The sequence below is a fragment of the Loktanella sp. PT4BL genome (genome assembly GCF_003201935.1).
In the GTDB taxonomy this organism is placed as follows: Bacteria; Pseudomonadota; Alphaproteobacteria; order Rhodobacterales; family Rhodobacteraceae; genus Yoonia.
The window spans coordinates 12598-30562 of sequence record NZ_QJJL01000005.1 but is presented as its reverse complement, the minus strand read 5'-3'; the positions used below and the strand labels follow the sequence as shown (position 1 = coordinate 30562).

17 protein-coding genes are annotated in these 17965 nt (G+C 59.2%); 5 read left to right on the top strand and 12 right to left on the bottom strand.

Translation table 11 applies throughout. The features are described 5' to 3' along the window. Positions 1–285 precede the first annotated feature (285 nt). Genes C7964_RS14875 through C7964_RS14860 form a run of 4 tightly spaced genes read left to right on the top strand, consistent with a single transcriptional unit; the run spans position 286 to position 4171 of the window. Entirely contained in the window at positions 286–915 is a 630-nt protein-coding gene (locus C7964_RS14875) for a paraquat-inducible protein A (RefSeq protein WP_286163979.1), read from the top strand. After that, entirely contained in the window at positions 885–1520 is a 636-nt protein-coding gene (locus C7964_RS14870) for a paraquat-inducible protein A (protein ID WP_110280464.1), read from the top strand. Before C7964_RS14875 ends, C7964_RS14870 begins: the two co-directional genes overlap by 31 nt. Then, on the top strand, positions 1517–3610 hold the full coding sequence (locus tag C7964_RS14865) for a PqiB family protein (protein WP_110280463.1): 2094 nt from the start codon (positions 1517–1519) through the stop codon (positions 3608–3610). Before C7964_RS14870 ends, C7964_RS14865 begins: the two co-directional genes overlap by 4 nt. A gap of 3 nt (positions 3611–3613) precedes the next feature. Then, positions 3614–4171: a PqiC family protein gene (locus C7964_RS14860; RefSeq protein ID WP_110280462.1), complete on the top strand. Its 558-nt coding sequence runs from the start codon at positions 3614–3616 to the stop codon at positions 4169–4171. On the opposite strand, the gene C7964_RS14855 is transcribed toward C7964_RS14860, so the two are convergent. The 6 genes from C7964_RS14855 to C7964_RS14830 form a co-directional block, all read right to left on the bottom strand. Further along, on the bottom strand, positions 4168–5013 hold the full coding sequence (locus C7964_RS14855; protein WP_110280461.1) for a metal ABC transporter permease: 846 nt from the start codon (positions 5011–5013) through the stop codon (positions 4168–4170). The genes C7964_RS14860 and C7964_RS14855 overlap by 4 nt on opposite strands. Further along, the gene (locus tag C7964_RS14850; protein WP_110280460.1) at positions 5013–5870 is read right to left on the bottom strand and encodes a metal ABC transporter permease; all 858 of its coding nucleotides are present in this window, start codon (positions 5868–5870) and stop codon (positions 5013–5015) included. Before C7964_RS14850 ends, C7964_RS14855 begins: the two co-directional genes overlap by 1 nt. Continuing rightward, positions 5867–6724, bottom strand: coding sequence for a manganese/iron ABC transporter ATP-binding protein (locus tag C7964_RS14845; protein ID WP_110280459.1), 858 nt, complete (start codon positions 6722–6724; stop codon positions 5867–5869). Before C7964_RS14845 ends, C7964_RS14850 begins: the two co-directional genes overlap by 4 nt. Further along, entirely contained in the window at positions 6721–7605 is an 885-nt protein-coding gene (locus C7964_RS14840; protein WP_286163992.1) for a metal ABC transporter substrate-binding protein, read from the bottom strand. Before C7964_RS14840 ends, C7964_RS14845 begins: the two co-directional genes overlap by 4 nt. Before the next feature lie 146 nt (positions 7606–7751). Further along, positions 7752–10916: an efflux RND transporter permease subunit gene (locus tag C7964_RS14835; RefSeq protein WP_110280457.1), complete on the bottom strand. Its 3165-nt coding sequence runs from the start codon at positions 10914–10916 to the stop codon at positions 7752–7754. Then, on the bottom strand, positions 10916–12016 hold the full coding sequence (locus tag C7964_RS14830) for an efflux RND transporter periplasmic adaptor subunit (RefSeq protein ID WP_110280456.1): 1101 nt from the start codon (positions 12014–12016) through the stop codon (positions 10916–10918). Before C7964_RS14830 ends, C7964_RS14835 begins: the two co-directional genes overlap by 1 nt. 201 nt (positions 12017–12217) lie before the next feature. Here C7964_RS14830 and C7964_RS14825 point away from each other — a divergent pair, with 201 nt between their 5' ends. Further along, complete coding sequence (locus C7964_RS14825; RefSeq protein WP_110280455.1) at positions 12218–12505, top strand: DUF1330 domain-containing protein; 288 nt, start codon at positions 12218–12220, stop codon at positions 12503–12505. Here C7964_RS14825 and C7964_RS14820 read toward each other — a convergent pair. Genes C7964_RS14820 through C7964_RS14795 form a run of 6 tightly spaced genes read right to left on the bottom strand, consistent with a single transcriptional unit; the run spans position 12502 to position 17935 of the window. Continuing rightward, positions 12502–13431 carry an AEC family transporter gene (locus C7964_RS14820; RefSeq protein WP_110280454.1) on the bottom strand — a complete coding sequence of 310 codons (930 nt, stop codon included), beginning with the start codon at positions 13429–13431 and terminating at the stop codon, positions 12502–12504. The two genes, C7964_RS14825 and C7964_RS14820, sit on opposite strands and share 4 nt — an antisense overlap. A 15-nt stretch (positions 13432–13446) precedes the next feature. After that, positions 13447–14250: an MBL fold metallo-hydrolase gene (locus C7964_RS14815; protein ID WP_110280453.1), complete on the bottom strand. Its 804-nt coding sequence runs from the start codon at positions 14248–14250 to the stop codon at positions 13447–13449. Next, positions 14247–15035 (bottom strand): TatD family hydrolase, encoded by a 789-nt coding sequence (locus C7964_RS14810; RefSeq protein WP_110280452.1) that lies wholly within the window; start codon positions 15033–15035, stop codon positions 14247–14249. Before C7964_RS14810 ends, C7964_RS14815 begins: the two co-directional genes overlap by 4 nt. A gap of 10 nt (positions 15036–15045) precedes the next feature. Next, positions 15046–16152 (bottom strand): DNA polymerase III subunit delta', encoded by a 1107-nt coding sequence (locus C7964_RS14805; RefSeq protein ID WP_110280451.1) that lies wholly within the window; start codon positions 16150–16152, stop codon positions 15046–15048. Further along, positions 16149–16757 (bottom strand): dTMP kinase, encoded by a 609-nt coding sequence (gene tmk, locus C7964_RS14800; RefSeq protein WP_110280450.1) that lies wholly within the window; start codon positions 16755–16757, stop codon positions 16149–16151. The genes C7964_RS14805 and tmk overlap by 4 nt, the downstream gene beginning before the upstream one ends. After that, complete coding sequence (locus tag C7964_RS14795; protein WP_110280449.1) at positions 16754–17935, bottom strand: D-alanyl-D-alanine carboxypeptidase family protein; 1182 nt, start codon at positions 17933–17935, stop codon at positions 16754–16756. The genes tmk and C7964_RS14795 overlap by 4 nt, the downstream gene beginning before the upstream one ends. Positions 17936–17965: the final 30 nt, after the last annotated feature.

Genomic DNA, 17965 nt, shown 5'->3' with positions numbered 1-17965 from the left:
CAGTTGGCGCCATTGTGGTGATCACAAGCCTGCCCGCAAGGGGCAATTCACCGGTTTGATACGGTCTTCTGTGCGGCAAAGTCACCAGCCTTGTGCCTGATGAACAAAATGCAGCCGATCGGAAAGCATAGCCGTCCGAAACAGACAGCAAGAGAGGCCGGATCGCGCCGCATACTCTCTGCAAGTTGAGTTGTCGTGGCGGCAGACGTAGCATATCTGTCCCATACGCGATAACCTCGCGTGACGTCTGGGGCAGGTCCCCGCGATGGCAGGAGCCCGAACCGCGTGAGCATACACACGACGCCCCTTGATGATCTTGTCGCCTGTCCGCAGTGCGACACGCTGCATATGGCGCATAGCCTACCGGAAAACTCGCAGGCCCATTGCCAGCGTTGCGGGATTGTTTTGATGACCTCGCAACCTTCGGCCATCGCGCGCGTGCTCAGCCTTGCGTTGACCGCCTTCGTGATGATGATTGCCGCAATTAGCTTTCCTTTTCTGACATTGGATGCGGGCGGTCTGCAAAACGCGACATCGGTTCTGGACGCGGTGATGGCCTTTAAGGACGGCTATGCGTTCCCTTTGGCGGTCGCAGTCGCTTTCTTTATCATCGTGATCCCGCTGATCCGCCTGAGCGCGCTGATTTACGCGCTGGGTCCGCTGGTGCGCGAGGCCAAGCCGCGTCAAGGTGCGCGCCAGGCCTTTGCCTTGGCCGAGAAACTGCGCCCTTGGAGCATGGCTGAAATTTTCATCGTTGGTGTGACTGTTGCGCTGATTAAGGTGGCAGGTCTTGCCGCTGTGACAATTGGCCCCGCATTTTGGGCCTTCGCCGGGGTCGTTGTGATTACCGTCCTCAAAGATCAATTGATTTGCAGGTATTCGATTTGGGAAGAGCTGGACAAAGCCTCGGCCTGATTACGGCCCGCAGCGCAGGATTGGTGGCCTGTCAGCGATGCGGACAGGTGCATCCGCTGGAGACGCGCATCTGCAAGCGGTGCGAGGGGCGGCTGGTCAGCCGTGATACCCAGAGCCTGCAGAAGGTCTGGGCGTGGCTGATCGCGGGTATGATCGCCTATATTCCGGCGAATATCTATCCGATGCTGCTGACCTCGACACTGGTTGAACGCTCGGAGAGCACCATCATCGGTGGCGTGGTCGAGCTTTTCGATCACGGCTCTTACGGTATTGCGCTCATTGTCTTTGTCGCCTCGGTGATGATCCCTGTCGGGAAATTCGTCGCCATCATGTATCTGGCCATCAGCGTGCAGCGCCATTCCGGTGAAAACCAGCACGAACGCCACGTGGCCTATGAGGTGGTCGAGTTCATCGGGCGCTGGTCCATGATCGACGTCTTTGTCGTTGCAATCCTGTCGGCACTCGTGCAACTCGACACTATCGCAACCGTCAACCCCGGCATCGCGGCAGTCAGCTTTGCGTTGTCTGTCATTTTTACCATGTTATCCGCACAGGCCTTTGACTCCCGCCTGATCTGGGACGCAGACAGGACCAAGCAGCAATGAGTGATCCGAACACAAACGGGCCAGCACCGCTCGACGTGAGACCCGTGAAAAAGAAGATCTGGCAGCGCCTGTCCTTGGTCTGGCTTGTGCCCATCTTTGCCTTGGCGATTTCGCTTTGGGCCGCGTGGCAGAACTATGCGGATCGCGGCACGCTGATCACGATCAGCTTTGAAAACGCGGCAGGGATCACAGCGGGGGAAACCAGTATCAGATACCGTGATGTCACCATCGGTGAGGTGGAGGATGTCGAGTTTTCGGATGGTCTGACCGATGTGCTTGTCCATGCGCGGATCGACCAGACTGTTGCACCCTTTCTTGATGACGACGCCCAATTCTGGGTTGTGCGCCCTGATGTGTCCGTGCGCGGCATCACCGGTCTCGATACCGTCCTGTCCGGCGTTTATATCGAAGGAAACTGGGACACCGAGGCCGATGTGGCCCAGACACAGTTCATCGGTCTGGAAGAGCCTATCCTGACCCGCGCAAACCAGCGCGGCACCACGGTGACCCTGCGCGCCGATGATGGCGGCAGCATCTCGGCGGGTGCACCCGTGCTGCACAAGGGGATCGAGGTCGGCTATCTGGAGCAGCCGCAGCTGTCCCTCAATGGCAGTCAGGTTGTCGTCACCGCCTTTATCGAAAGCCCCTATGACCGCCGCATAACCAGCAGCACGCGATTCTGGGATACCTCTGGCTTTAGTGTCTCCTTTGGCACCGGGGGCGTGTCCTTGAACGTCAGTTCACTCGCGTCTGTGATCGAAGGCGGGATTTCATTTGATACGGTTGTCTCGGGCGGCCAGCCAATTCAGGATGGCGCCATTTTTGACATCTTCGACAGCGAAGAGGCCGCACGCGAGAGTCTCTTCACCGATCCCAACGCAGAAGTATTGCGTGTTGCGGTGCTTTTCGAACAGTCAGTCAGTGGTCTGGCCGTCGGGTCCGAAGTCCGCTTTCAAGGCATCCGTATCGGCGAGGTCAGCGACCTGAACGCCATTGTGGTGGGCCAAGGTGCCAATGCCGAAGTCCGCTTGCAGGCCGTGCTTGCGGTGGAACCTTCACGCCTTGGCATGGGCAGTGACGCCACTGTCGAAGAGGCGTTCAACCTGTTGTCCGATTTTGTCACACGCGGCCTGCGGGCACGTATGGTGACAGGGAATATCCTTGCAGGCACACTTTTTGTTGAACTGGTGGAAGTTGAGGACGCGCTGCCTGCCATCATGAACCTGACATCCGGCGACTATCCGGTCATTCCCACAACGGATTCGGAAATCTCGGACGTAGCCGCCACCGCCGAAGGCCTGCTGTCGCGCATCAATGCGCTGCCTGTTGAAGAACTTATGGATGGTGCGATTGACCTGATGGACAGCATCGAACGGCTGGCGAATGACGATTCCACCCGCAATGCGCCGGCGGCCCTTGTGTCTTTGCTGGACGAATCCCGTGCCTTGATTGCCTCGGAGGATTTGCAGGCCATTCCCAATGACCTGCGCACTGTCATTAATGACATCAACGGTCTTGTGGCCGAAGCAAGCGAAACCGGCATCATCACGAACCTTGATGCGGCGATCGCCACCGCGGCACAGGCGGCTACGAACATCGAACAGGCCACACAAAACCTGCCGCAGATCACCGCAGATATCCAAGCGCTGACAACCCGCGCCAACCAATTGGAGCTGGAGGCGCTGGTTGCCTCCGCAACCGAGACACTGAACGCGATTGATGCGTTCCTTGGGACCGACGACGCGATTGCATTTCCTGCCGAAGCCAACGCCGCCCTCGTGTCTTTGCGCCGCTTCCTTGATGAAGTCCGCGAAGGCGGTGCCATTGAAAATGTGAACGACGCCCTTGCCTCGGCCAGCCAGGCCGCCAGCGCTGTGGAAGATGCGGTCAGCACCCTGCCCGCCCTGTCCGCGCGCGCAAATGATCTGGTGACCCAGATCACGACGGTCGTGAACAGTTATGGCGAGCGGTCCCGCTTCAGCGCCGAAACGCTGTCAACGCTGCGCGATATTCAAGAAGCGTCCGATGCGATTTCCTCGCTCGCGCGCACCATCGAACGAAACCCCAATTCCTTGTTGATCGGACGGTAAATCATGCTTTCACGCTTCACAGTCCTTGTCCTGACAGCCCTTGCCGCCTGTTCACCCCTGGCCGAGCGGGTCGCAATGACACCGCTCCCCTCCTCGGTCGAGCTGCGTCCCTTGGTGGGCAGTGCAATGATCCGGACGGTGTCTTTGCCAACATATGCCGCCGCAGAAGAGATTGCCGTGAAAACTGCCGACGGGCGCATCACATTACGTGAAGACGTGCTCTGGGCGGACGAGCCAGAGCGCGCTGTCACATTGATCCTGACGCGGACCCTCAGCGACATTCTGAACACCGATGTCGGCCCTGATCCTTGGCCCTTCATCGGCCTGCCCGATGTATCCGTCGATGTGCGGGTCGAACGGATGCTGGGGGGTCTGGATGGCACGTTCGAGCTGCGCGGCCAGTTCTTTGTTGCCAGTGAAGGTGCGGATTTCCGCAACAGCACCCACCGTTTTGACATCATCGAACAGGTCACGGACGGATCAGTCGAAAGTATCGCTGCGGCGCAATCGGCTGCCTTGCTGAAACTGGCCGAACAGATTGGCGCTGTGCTCGGGCGTTAACCTGCTGCGTCACCCAGCGTTGCCGTGGCGCGCCGCACCTTCAGGTTCGCCCGTACGAATGCCACGATAAAGATCGCTGTAAGCACAAGGATAACCGTCGGCGCAGGCGCGCTGTCGAGAAAGAAGCTGAGATAGACGCCCGCAAGACCTGCGAACATCGTCACCCCCACCGCAATCGGCAGCATTAATGCAAAGCGTTTCGTCAGCAAAAACGCAATCGCCCCCGGTGCGATCAACAGACCGATGGACAGGATAATCCCCACCGCCGAAAGCGTGGCGACAATCGTCAAGGAAATCAGCGCCAACAGCCCGTAGTGCAGCCATCCAACCCGCAACCCGACCGCCTGGGCCTGCACTGGATCAAAGGCATGGAGCATGAATTCGCGCTGCTTGGCCAGAATGATGACCGCAACAAAGGCGGCAATTGTGCCAGCCGTCCAAAGGTCTGCGTTATCAACCCCCAGCATATTGCCAAAGAGGATGTGATCGAGGTGCACATCCGTTGTGATCTTTGTGTAAAGCACAAGCCCGAAGCCGAACATGCCCGAAAATACGATCCCCATGACGGTATCCTGCTTGACCCTACTATTGGCCGCCAGAAAACCGGTGCTGAGCGCGCAGGTCATCCCCGCCACAAAGGCCCCGATGATCAGCGGGATGTTCAGCATATATGCAATGACAATGCCCGGCAGAACCGCGTGGCTGATGGCATCGCCCATCAGCGACCAGCCTTTCAGCACAAGATAACAGGACAGCAGGCTTGTCGGCACAGCAATGATCGCCATCATCAGGAAGGCTTTGTTCATAAAGGCGAACTGGAAGGGGAAGAGGAGCGTTTCCATCAATTGGCCTCCAGTGCAGCGGCCGCACGGCGGCGCGCGGCCAGATAGCCGTGTTTAGGTGCGAAAACAAAGGCCCCAAGAAAGATCAGTGTTTGCAATGTCACGATGATCCCGCCTGTGGCGCCATCGAGATAATAGCTGAGATACGCACCCACAAAGCTGGTCCCTGCCCCGATGGTGACGCTCAGCACCAACAACCGTGGGAAACGGTCTGTCAGCAGATAGGCTGTCGCCCCCGGTGTCACCACCATTGCGATGACAAGAAAGGCACCCACGGTTTGCAAGGCGGCAACGCAGGAGGCCGCCAGCAGCGTAAAGAACACCGCGCGCAACAGATCGGGCCGCAGCCCGATGGACCGCGCGTGGTTCTCGTCAAAGAATGCGACCATCAGGTCTTTCCATTTGGCCAGCAGCACGGCCAGGGTCACAAACCCGATGATCGCCAGTTGCAGTGTATCGGAGGGCGTGATCGCAAGGATATTGCCCATTGTGATCGTCTGAACGCTCACCGATGTGGGCGAGAGCGACACCATGAAAAGCCCCAGCCCGAAGAAGGACGTAAAGATCAGACCAATGATCGTGTCCTCTTTCAGCCCCGACCGCTGGTTGAGAAACAGCATCGCCCCTGCGGCCAACCCGCCTGCGGCAAAGGCCCCCAAAGCAAAGGGCAGACCCAGCATATAGGCCCCCGCCACGCCCGGTACGATCGAATGGCTGAGCGCATCACCGATCAGCGACCAGCCTTTGAGCATCAGATAGGCAGAGAGAAACGCGCAAACCCCGCCAACCAAAGCACTGACCCACATGGCGTTGAACATGTAGCCATAGCTGAAAGGTTCCAGCAGCAGCGCGATCATGTGGGCTCTTTCTCGGTGCTGCCGCCCTCGCTGTAGACAACAAAGGGGCGCTCGTCATCGGTGATCACACGGATCTGGCGGCTGTCGTCATCGTCGTGCAGGTCTGAACCGCCCAGCACGAAGTGACGCAACACGCCGCCAAAGGCGATTTCGAGGTTTTCGTGGGTAAAGACATCTGAGGTCAGACCGTAGGCGAGCACCGTTTGCTTGACCAGAATTGTGCGGTCACAGAACTCCGGCACGGACCCGAGATTATGGGTCGAGACCAGTATCACCCGCCCCTCATCACGCAGATCGCGCAAGAGGGCGACGATCGCATCCTCGGTTTGCACATCAACGCCGGTGAAGGGTTCATCAAGCAGGATCACCTGCCCTTCCTGCGCCAAGGCACGGGCCAAAAACACCCGCTTGCGCTGGCCGCCTGATAACTCGCCGATCTGACGCTTGCGGAAATCCGACATATTCACCCGCGCCAGCGCGTCACTCACCGCCGCATGATCGGCGGCTTTGGGGCGGCGAAAGAACCCCATGTGGCCATAGCGGCCCATCATCACCACATCCTCGACAAGGACCGGGAACGACCAATCCACCTCTTCGGATTGCGGCACATAGGCCACGATATTGCGGCGCAGCGCCTCTTGTACCGGCATGCCAAGCACCGAGATTTCGCCGCGTGCGGCAGGCACGAACCCCATGATCGCCTTGAACAGCGTTGATTTTCCGGCACCATTTACCCCCACAAGGGCGGTGATCGTCCCTGTGGGGATTTCAAAGCTCGCGTTATGCAGTGCGGTGTGCCCGTTGCGGTAGGTCACCGTCACATTCTGCGAGATGATGCCGGGGCTTTGGGTCATTCAGTCAGGCCTGCTGCAATGGTTTCTGTGGTGACGCGCAAGAGATCTAAGTAGGTCGGCACGGGGCCGTCCGCCTCTGTCAGGCTGTCAACATAAAGCACGCCCGCATATTCCGCATCTGTCTCGCGCGCGACCTGCTCGGCGGGGGCCTGACTGACGGTGCTTTCGCAGAATACGGCAGGGATGTTGTTCTCGCGCACTGTGTCAATCACGCGGCGCACCTGTTGGGGTGTGCCCTGCTGGTCGGCGTTGATGGGCCAGAGGTAGAGTTCCTGCATCCCGAAATCGCGCGCAAGATAGCTGAAGGCACCTTCACAGCTGACAAGCCAGCGCTGTTCGGCAGGCACGGCAAGGATCTGGTCGCGCAGAGGCGCAATGGTCGCAGTGATTTCGGCTTTATAGGCCTCGGCGTTGGCGCGGTAGGTTTCGGCATTATCGGGGTCATGTTCGACAAAAGCGTCGCGGATATTGTCGACATAAATCAACGCGCTCTCAAGGCTCATCCAGGCATGGGGGTTGGGTTTGCCGTCGTAGGACCCTGACGAGATGCTGAGCGGTGTGATCCCGTCCGAGAGTGTCACGCTGGGCACGTCCGAGAGGTTGCTGAAGAACTGTTCAAACCAGAGCTCAAGGTTCAGCCCGTTCCACAGGATCAGATCGGCATCTTGCGCGCGGATGATATCGCGGGGGGTGGGTTGATAGCCGTGGATTTCGGCCCCTGCCCGCGTGATGCTTTCCACAATCGCCGCGTCACCTGCCACGTTCTGGGCCATATCGGCGATCACCGTAAAGGTCGTGACGGCTTTGAAACGGTCTTCCTCGGCCATGGCGGCAGAGGAAAACACGGCAGCGCAACACACAAAGGAGAGGCATTTGATCATAGTCATTGGAGTGTCCTTTCGGTAGAGAACTGTCAATCGAAAAGATGCTTATGCGACTTATTCGCAATTGTAAAATGAAATGAGAATGGTTCTCATGTAGTCACGAAGAGGTGATCATCAGACCGTGATAGCTCTATCCGTCGCCCCTATTCCGCCGGTGCGACGGCGCCAATTTTCGCCTCGCTCAGGTCTGGTTTGCGGATCGCCAGACGCAGCAGGGGCGGCACCGTCAGAAGCGTGAGGAAGGCCGACATTGACAGGCCACCGACCACAACAGCACCCAAACCACGGTAAAGCTCTGACCCTTCGCCAGGGAAGATGACCAAGGGCAGCATCCCCATGATGCTGGTCAGCGTCGACATAAAAATCGGTCTGATCCGGTTGCGTGTGGCCTCTTCGATGGCGTCAACTGGCTCCATCCCCTCTTCGCGCAGATGGAAGAGCGTCTGGTGCACGATCAGGATCGCGTTGTTCACAACGATGCCCACCAAGATCACGAAACCCAGCAGCGTGAGCATATCCATCGGCTGGGTCTGGTAGAGGTTCAGCACCGCGAGCCCCCCGACCCCGCCCGCCGCAGCCACCGGCACAGCAATCAGAATGACCAGCGGCAGGATAAAGCTCTCAAACAGCACTGCCATGACCAGAAAGACGATGACAAGCGCCACAATCAGGTTGATCTGGATCGCGTTCCAGGTCTGGCTGAGTTGATCGGCCGTGCCGGACACGCTCAGGCGGATATCGCTGGGGATGCCCTGCTCTTCCAGTACAGCAACGACCTGTTGTTCCAAAATCTCGACCGCCTGTTCCAGCGGAAGGCTATCGGCAGGGCGCACTTCGAGCGTGACCGTCCGCAGGCGTTCACGGTGTCTGATCTCGGTCGGACCGGCGGTGAGCATGACATCCGCCAAGGCCGATACCGGCACGATCTGGCCGCCCGGCGTGACAACAGGATAGTTGCCCACATCTTGCGTACGGGCCGCGTCACTTATCGTCGGGTCCCCTTTCAGCACCAGATCAACACGTTCTGAGCCCACCGTAATCTGCGCCACGCGCAACCCGTCGTTAAAGGCATCAACCGTAGCCGCCAGCCCCGAACTGTCCAAACCGGCATCGGCAAGGCGCAGGCGATCGGGGATCAGGCGCACCTCTGGCGCACCCAGTTCAAGCCCGGGTATAGGCCGGAACTGGTGACCTTCCGCACGCGGCAGAACGCCGGAAACAAGGCCCGCCGCGCGTCCCGCCACAGCGAGAATTTCATTCAGGTCCTGACCCGAGATATTGAGCTCAATCGCGCGGCCACCACCCACCCCGCGCCCGAAAAGCGACGGTTGGGTCATGAATCCGAAGGTGCCGGGTTCGGCAAAGATCGGGCGGCTGAGGATCGGGATCAGCTCGCCTGCGCGCTGGCTGTCGACCGTTGCTGCACCGACGAAGGAATTGCCCGGTGTGGCCACAAAGAAGAAACTGTCGATGGCTGGCACGCCATCTGCGGTTTGCGTTTCGGGGGCCACTTCCCACAATGGCTGGGCCACGTCTTCGATACGCTGCGCGATGGTTTCAGTGGTTTCAAGGTTATAGCCGGGGGGCGGAATAATCAGGCCAAAGACCAGATTGCGGTTGCCTTCAGGCAGATATTCCAGACGCGGCAAAAAGGCCCAGCTGGCGACGGCAGCGCCACCGGCAATCAATGTCACCATGATGATACCGATTGTACGGATGCGGACCGTCATCCGCACATAAGCCATAACGAGATTACGGAACCCCCGCCCCAGGTGGTCGATCCCCCAAAGCGGGACCATCTTTTGATCATCACGGCGGAGCAAACGGCTTGCCAGTGCAGGGATCACGGTAACGGCAACAACCAGCGACAACAGCACAGAAACAGAAATCGCCACCGCGATATCACGGAACAGCTGCCCTGCCTCAAGCTGCATCACCAGAATGGGCACAAAAACCAGCACGGTGGTCAAGGCAGACACTAGGATCGCCCCCCAGACCTGTTTGGCACCCAGATAGGCCGCCTCGCGCCGTGAATGACCTGCCTCGCGCAGACGGTAGATGTTTTCCAGCACCACAATCGCGGCGTCCACAATCATACCCACCGCAAAGGCGATGCCCGCCAGCGAGATCACGTTCAATGTGCGCCCTGTGGCGGCCATCACAACGAAGGTCGCGACAATAGATACCGGAATCGACAGCGAGATGATCACAACCGCCCGCGGCGAACGCAAAAACAACATCAGGATCAGTGCCGCGAGCGCACCACCGATATAGATATTTGTGGTCACAAGATCGATCGCACCTTCGATATAGATCGTCTCGTCATAAACCTGTTCCAGAACCAGACCCTGGTCGGTCATCGGCCCTGCCTGCAACTCCTCCAGCACGACGCGCAGTTCTTCCATGACCGTGATCACATTCGCACCGGATTCGCGGACCACATTGAAGGCAAGGCTGGATTCTCCCTTGAACCGCAGCCGCGCGGTTGGTTCCTGATAGGCAAAGGCCACATCTGCCACATCACTGACACGCACCCGCCCGATGCCGCCGCTTGCTGCATCCGAACGCAGCACAACGTTGCGGATCGCGTCTTCGGTATTGAGATTGCTTTCCGTGCGCACCACATAGCGGCGCTTGCCCTCATCCACATCCCCTGCGGAAATCGAGATATTCTCGGCGCGCAACCGCTGCACCACCTCGGGCACGGTCAGGCCAAAGCGTGAGAGGCGCTGCGGGTCCACGACCACCTGCAATTCGCGCGTCACCCCGCCAAAGACGTTGACAGCGGCGACACCGGGGATCCGCTCGACACGGTCCTTGACGATGTCTTCGATGAAATCACCAAAGTTCGGCAAGGGTTGTGTATTGCCTTCGGCGGCCGTGATCAGCACCCATGCGATAGGGCTGTCGTCGGCGCCAGAGGTGTTCAGCGTCGGCTCATTCGCTTCCGCAGGATAGCCGCCCACGCGGTCAAGGCGGTTGGAGACCAGCAAGAGCGACTGGCTCATATCCGTCCCTATCGCAAATTCAAGCGTAACCTCGGCCTGACCCGTCCGCGAGCGGGACGTCATGATTTCAAGCCCGTCGAGGCCGCGCAGTGTTTCTTCCTGCGGGTTCACGATTTCACGCTCGATCTCGGAGGGGGCGGCGCCGGGCCAGCTGGTCGAGATCACAACGATGGGTTTGCGCACATCGGGTGCGAGCTGGATAGGAATTTGCGTAAGGGCCAGCGCACCAAAAAGGACGGCCATCAGAACCGCCGCAATGACCGCGACGGGGCGTTCGATGGAATACCGGATGATATCCATCAATTCGTCTCCAACAGGTTGGCGGCAATGGCCTGGCCCGGACGCAGCCGTTCATTCCCGCGGACAACCACCAGATCGCCTTCGGCAAGGCCATCAACCACTTCATAACGGTCGCCCAAAGGCACACCCAAGGTCACATTGCGCGGCTGCGCCTGATCCTCGGCGGCGACAAAGACGGTCCAGCCGCCTGCCCCTTGCACAAGCGCGTCTTTTGGCACCGAGAGCACATCACGCGCAGCCCCGACGGGGATATCCACGGTCAAACTCTGCCCGACAGCGGCGTTGCCTTCAGCCGACAGTGATGGCGCTGCAAAAAGCACGGCGCGCGTGCGCGTCGAAGGATCCTCGACAGGCAGAATGGCGCGCAGTTCCAGCATCAGCTCCGCACCGGTTTCGGTCTTGGCGGTCACAATCTGGCCAGGGGACAGAAAATTAGTGTAACGCGATGGCACGCTGGCCTGCACCTCGAAGGCGTCGGTATCCAAGAGACGCACCAGCGGCGTGCCTGCCTGAATAAAGGCACCGGGGATCGTGTTCACTTCGAGGACAACGCCTGAAAAAGGCGCTGTTATCCGGCTCTGCTCAAGCTGATAGCGGGTTTCAGCAAGGCGTGACTCGGCGCTTTTCTCACGGGCCTGCGCTTCAAAAAACTGGGCCTCAGCTTCGAGAAAATCGGCCTGTGCATCGTCAAACCGTCCTTGGCTAAAGGATGACCCGCCACGCAACGCCTCAATCCGGTCAAGTGCGATGCGGGCCCGGTCAACACGCGCACGGGCGGTTTCAATACCTGCGGCGGCTTCGGCCAGTTGCGCCTCGGACTGGGCCACCTGAATTGTCAGCAGATCATCGTTCAATTCGACCAAAAGATCGCCGGTTGTCACGCGCGTACCTGCGAGAACGGCTACCATGTCGACATTTCCTGCAACGCGACCCGCAACATTGCCGTCACGTGCGGTTGTCACCTCGGCAAAGACAGGGACAGTCTCGGCCAATGCGCGCGTTTCAACAGATTGCACACCAACTGCCGCAGGTCCCCCCTGCGCCTGCAAAATCGAAGCAGTCGTCGTCAGGACAATCACAAAAACAGGTAGCAAACGCATTGGTGTTCTCCGATGAAGGCTTGACCTAAAGTAGCGTGACGGCCGTGAAGTCAACGATTGGGCGGGTTCACCGCGCCAAACACGCCCTTTCTGGCGCATCTGCTGAAAAAGTAAGCAAAGCCAACCTGCAAACGCGCGCTTGTCATCACAAGATCAAGCGCAGATGGTGCCACAAAAGACCAATGCGAAGGAGCGAACAACATGCCAAAGGGCTATATTATCGGCCATGTCACTGTGACAAACCCAGAAGCCTATCAGGCCTATATCACACAGAACACGCCCATCATTCAGGGCTATGGCGGGCGACCCTTGGTGCGCGGGGGCCAGTCCGAGAATCCCGAAGGTCCGGAATACAGCCGCCATGTTGTTTTCGAGTTTCCCGATTACGCGTCAGCCACGGCAGCCTATCATGATCCCGCCTATCAGGAGGTGGCCCAGATCCGGCGCGACAATGCCACCAGCATGATCGTCGTGGTCGAAGGCGTCTAGGGCAGAACCGCCAGCCACACCCAGACCGTCAGGATCGACAGCGCGGTGCCCACCAAGACAGCCGAAGCCGCAACACGTTTGGCCTTGCCGTACATATTGGCAAAGACATAGGCATTGACGCCCGGCGCCATCGCCGCCGTCACCGTTGCAGACCGCAAGGCCGCATCAGAGAGGTCATTTGCACGGACCAGCCCCCATGCGATCAAAGGATGCAGGACAAGCGAGACCGAGACAACAAACAAGATGGTCCGCATGTCACCTTCCGGCCGGTAGCGATACAGCACACCGCCCAGACCGAAAAGCGCCGCCGGCAGGGCCGCGCGGATCATCAGATCAATCGCGTCGGTCAGCACCGAAGGCAAAGGAATTCCGCCTAGATTTACAGCAAAGCCCAGCGTAATGCCGATGATGAGCGCATTGTGGAACATCGCATTGAGCACTTTGCCCGGCAAGGCCGCAACAGAGCCGCCGCGATTGCGTGCGATCTCCATCGCGGTAATGCCCACCATATAACAAAACGGTGAATGGATCGCGATGATGGCATAGTTCGCCTCGAGTGCTGAGACACCGTAGGCGCGTTCAGTGATGGGCAGTCCCAACAGAAGCGAGTTTGAAAACAGGCAACAAAACCCGATGACAACGCTGTCTTCCCATTCGCGTCCGAAAATAAAGCGCGCGCCCAGAAAACCCGTGACAAAACCCGCAAATGCGCCGGCGTAGAAACTAGAAAGGAGGGTCAGATCAAAGTTCTGCTGCAGATCAAGTGTCGAAATGGCGCGAAACAACAAGCAGGGTATCGCAAAGCCTTGGGTGAACTTCATTAACCCTTCGACACTGCTGTCACTGAAATATCCTTTCCAGACAGCGACATAGCCAAATCCCATGACAAGAAAAACCGGCAGGATGACGTTGATCAGCGCGGCCATGTCGGATCCTTCAGATTAGGGTGCAGAAATGGTGATTGTCATGCCGTCATAAGCAGGGCTGACATGTTCCGGTGTCTCTGCAGCGACTGTCTCATAATCCAGATCGTTGTGCATATTCGTCAGGATCGCCTGTTTGGGGGCCACGCGCGCGATCCATTCAAGCGTATTGGCCAGGTGCGAATGGGTCGGGTGCGGTTCACGGCGCAACGCATCGACGATCCAGTAGTCCAGCCCTTCCAGCATCGGCCAGACGTCATCGGGGATGGATGAGACATCGGGAAGATAGGCCACATCGGCAATGCGGAACCCCAGTGCTTCGATGGACCCGTGTTGAACCTCGAACGGGCGCAGCACGATATCGCCCCCTGCCCCGCTGATCGTGATATCGCCGTCAATCGTGTTCAGTTCGCAAATGGGCGGATAGGACGATCCTTTGGGCTGCACAAAGGCATAGCCGAAACGCCCCAGAAGATCGTTGGTCGTATCGCCATCGGCCCAGACCTGCAGCCGCTCGCGTTTGTTGAAAACGACCATGCGCAGGTCATCAATCCCGTGCACATGATCGGCGTGACCGTGGGTATAGACGACAGCATCCAACAGGCCGACGTCAGCGTCGAGCAACTGGCTGCGCATGTCCGGCGTTGTGTCAATCAGGACGCGGGTGTGCCCGTTGCCACTGGTGCGGGTGACAAGCACGGAACACCGTCTGCGGGCATTCTTGGGGTTGGTGGGATCACAGGCCCCCCATAGCCCGCCAAGGCGCGGTACACCGCCGGAGGATCCACAGCCCAAGATGCGAAAGCTGATCTGGTCGCTCATGCGGCGGCCTTCCAGAACAAACGGTCAAAGTTTGCGGTCGTCTTACTGGCGAAATCCTCATAGGACAGACCAAACACCTCTGCCCCGACCCGCGCGGTATGGGCGGTATAGGCGGGCTCATTCCGTCTGCCGCGATAGGGCGGTGGTGCGAGATACGGACTGTCCGTTTCAACCAGAATGCGGTCGATCGGGGCCGCGCCGAAGATATCGCGCAGCTCCTGACTTTTGGGAAAGGCCGCGATGCCGGACATGGAGAGGTAGAAGTCCATCTCCAAAGCGGCCTCTGCCAAGGCGGCGCTGCTGGAAAAACAATGCATTACGCAAGTATAGGCGCCATTGGCGTATTCTTCTTTCAGAATACGCGCCATGTCGTCATCTGCGGCGCGGGCATGGATGATCAGGGGCAGCTTGGTTTCACGGGCCGCGGCGATATGGACGCGCAAGGATTTCTGCTGAATAGCGGCGCTTTCGGCAGTGTAGTGATAATCGAGGCCCGTTTCACCGATCCCCACGAACTTAGGATGATCAGCCAAGGCGATCAGCTCTTCCACTGTCGCCAGCGGCTCATCGGCGGCGCTCATCGGGTGTGTGCCCGCAGCATAAAAAACAGGGGCGTAAGTCTCGGCAATCGCCCGCACCTGCGGTTCCAGACGAAGCCGCGTGCAGATCGTGACCATCCGCGACACACCCGCCTCCGAAGCGCGCGCAACGACCTGATCCCGCTCGGCATCAAAATCCGCGAAATCAAGGTGGCAGTGGCTGTCAACGATGGTGGCGTGGGTCATTATGGGGCCTTCAGATGAGGGCTGTCGCTTGCGCCGTCTCTTCTATTTTGAAGATCATATCAAGGATCAGCGCGGCAGGGTCAAGGTTCACAGCGCGCCCGTGGCGTGACCGGTCCGTCAAGTCTTGCTGCAATTGCGCCCAGCGTCGTGCTGCGCGGTCATCCGGGGCCAGACGCGCAAGCAGCCGCGCTTCACCCGGCGCCCCTTGTGCGGACGGTTCACCCATCAGGCCCGCGCGTGCGGTGCGCGACAAAAAGAGATCAATCAGATCAAGCGTCATGCCAAAGCGCACCTCGCCCGCTTTGCCGACACAGGCATCCGCAAGGTGCAAAGCTGCGGGGCGGTCCATGCGCGGCAGGCGTTCAAGGGTTTTGATCAGTTCCGCATAAAGCGCCAGCCCGTCATGGTTCAACAGCCGGATCGCATCACCCGCAGAACCACCCGCAAGAGTGGCAAGGCTCTCGGATTGTTCGGACGGGTGGCCTGCCTGTGCCAGTGCGCTTTGTAAATCAGCGGCGTTCAGACGCGCACAGCGGAGTTCGCGGCAGCGCGAGCGGATCGTCGGCAAAAGCCTTGACGGCTGATGCGCGACCAGAAGGATCGTGCAATTCGCGGGGGGCTCTTCCAGCTCTTTCAGGATCGCGTTGGCCGCGTTGCGGTTCAATTCATCCGCGGCATCCACGATGACCACACGCCGCCCGCCATCCGCTGCGGACATCTGGAAAAACGTCTTGAGGCTGCGCACTGCATCGACGGTGATTTCGGTTTTCAGCTTTTTGGTTTTATCATCCCACGGGCGGCGGATGAGCGACAGGCGCGGATGGGCACCGGACTGGATCAGGCGCGCATCGGGGTGGTCAGGATCAACAGCGAGCGTGGGGTCACCGAAAAGCCCAACCTCCGGATTGGCCAGCAGGAAGGTCGCAATCTTCCATGCCAGCGTGGCTTTGCCCACGCCGCGCGGGCCGGTAATCAGCCAGCCCGAATGCAGCCGCCCCGCCCCGAAAGCATCCAGAAAATCCGCCTGTGCCTTGTCCTGACCGAACAACACCTGCGTTTCGCGTGGATGCGGTGCGCCGGCAATGCGATCCGGTTCTGGGATCTCTTCATCGCTCATGCGTAGGCCGCGATTTCGCTGGCGATCTGGTCCGCTGTGCGGTTACCGTCGATCAACACGCAGCGGTCGGGATTGGCATGGGCCAAGGCCAGAAACCCGTGGCGCAGCGTTTCCTGAAAGCCCAGACCAAAGTCTTCAAACCGGTCCTCGCCGGACTTGCGGGCCAGACCACGCTGGAGCGCTGTTTCGGGGTCCATATCAATGATGAAGGTCAGGTCGGGTTCGCGACCGATCATCAGGCTATGCAAACTGTCTACGATCCCGCGCAAATCGCCGCGGGTGGCCCCCTGATAGACGCGGGTACTGTCGGCAAAGCGATCCGAGATCACGGTCTTGCCGTCTGCCAGTGCGGGTTGGATCGTCTTTTCCAGATGATCGCGACGGGCGGCCGTAAATAACAGAATTTCGGTCTCGGGAGACCAGCGGTCCGTATCACCGGTCAGCAAAAGCGCGCGAATTTCCTCGGCACCGGGGCTTCCGCCCGGTTCTCGGGTCAGGATAACATCTTCGCCCTTCGCGCGCAGATGGTCTGCAAAACGGCGGGATTGTGTGGATTTGCCAGAGCCGTCAATGCCCTCGAAGGTAATAAAACGGGGCTTGCTCATGCCTCTTCCGGCACCTCGCCCACGTTTGCCGGACCATATTTCTGCCAAAGCACCAGCGCCGCCGTCCGCAGGCGTGTCGCAAACCCGCCCCGTGCAACATCCTCTTCGGCGACCAGAGGAATGCGCTTCTCGGGCAGGTCATCAAACGTAATGACCAGTTCGCCCAGTTGCTGGCCCGCTGTGATCGGCGCCTCGATCGGGCTATCATAGACCACTTCTGCGTCGATATCGCCCTGATTGAGAACCGGTACCAAAAGGGAAAGGTCCTCGGCCACTGTCAGACCGACCGTCGGCATTGCGCCCATCCAGACGTCTGCCGTCGCAATGCGCGTCCCCGCTTCTGCCACGTCCTTTTCGGCAAATTGGCGGAAGGCCCAGTTGATGATCCTGACAGATTCCTCGGCCCGTGCTTCGCGGCTATCAAGACCGGTAATCACCCAGATGATGCGACGGTCATCCTGTTTGGCAGAGCCCACGAGACCGAAGCCGGCCTCCATCGTGTGACCGGTTTTCAGGCCATCCGCCCCCAGCCCCATCGCCAGAACGGGGTTGCGGTTGGCCGAATTGGACGGAACGCGCCCGTCAAAGGGAAAATCGGTTTCGGCGAAAAGCGGATAGAACGTGGGGAAATCCGTGATCAGACGGTCTGCCAGAATACCGAGGTCTTCCATCGACATCCGGTGTCCTGCAGCGGGCCATCCGCTCGAGTTGACGAAGGTCGAGTTCATCATGCCCATCTGGCGCGCGCGTTCAGTCATCATGCGCGCAAAACCGGCCTCGGACCCGTCAGGCGAAAGCGCCTCTGCGAGCACAACGCTGGCGTCATTGCCCGAGACAACGATCACACCGCGCAACAGATCTTCGACGCGCACACGGTCGGTCGTGTCAAGAAACATGGACGAGCCACCAAAACTCGCCGCATGGGACGACACGGGCAGTTCTTCGTTGATGTCCAGACGGCCATCCGCCACGGCCTCGAACGCCATGTAAATTGTCATCAGCTTGGACATCGAGGCCGGAGGCAAAGGTGTCTCGGCATTCTTGGACAACAACACGGTGCCGGTCGACTGGTCATAGATATAGGCGGCTGTCGCACTTGTCTCAAAGGCAAGCGCCCAGCCCGGCGTGAACAGGCAAGTGGCAATGACGGCAAAGGGGCGCAAGAAACCAAAACGCATGAGGACAGGTTCTCCTTTTTCGAAGGGCTT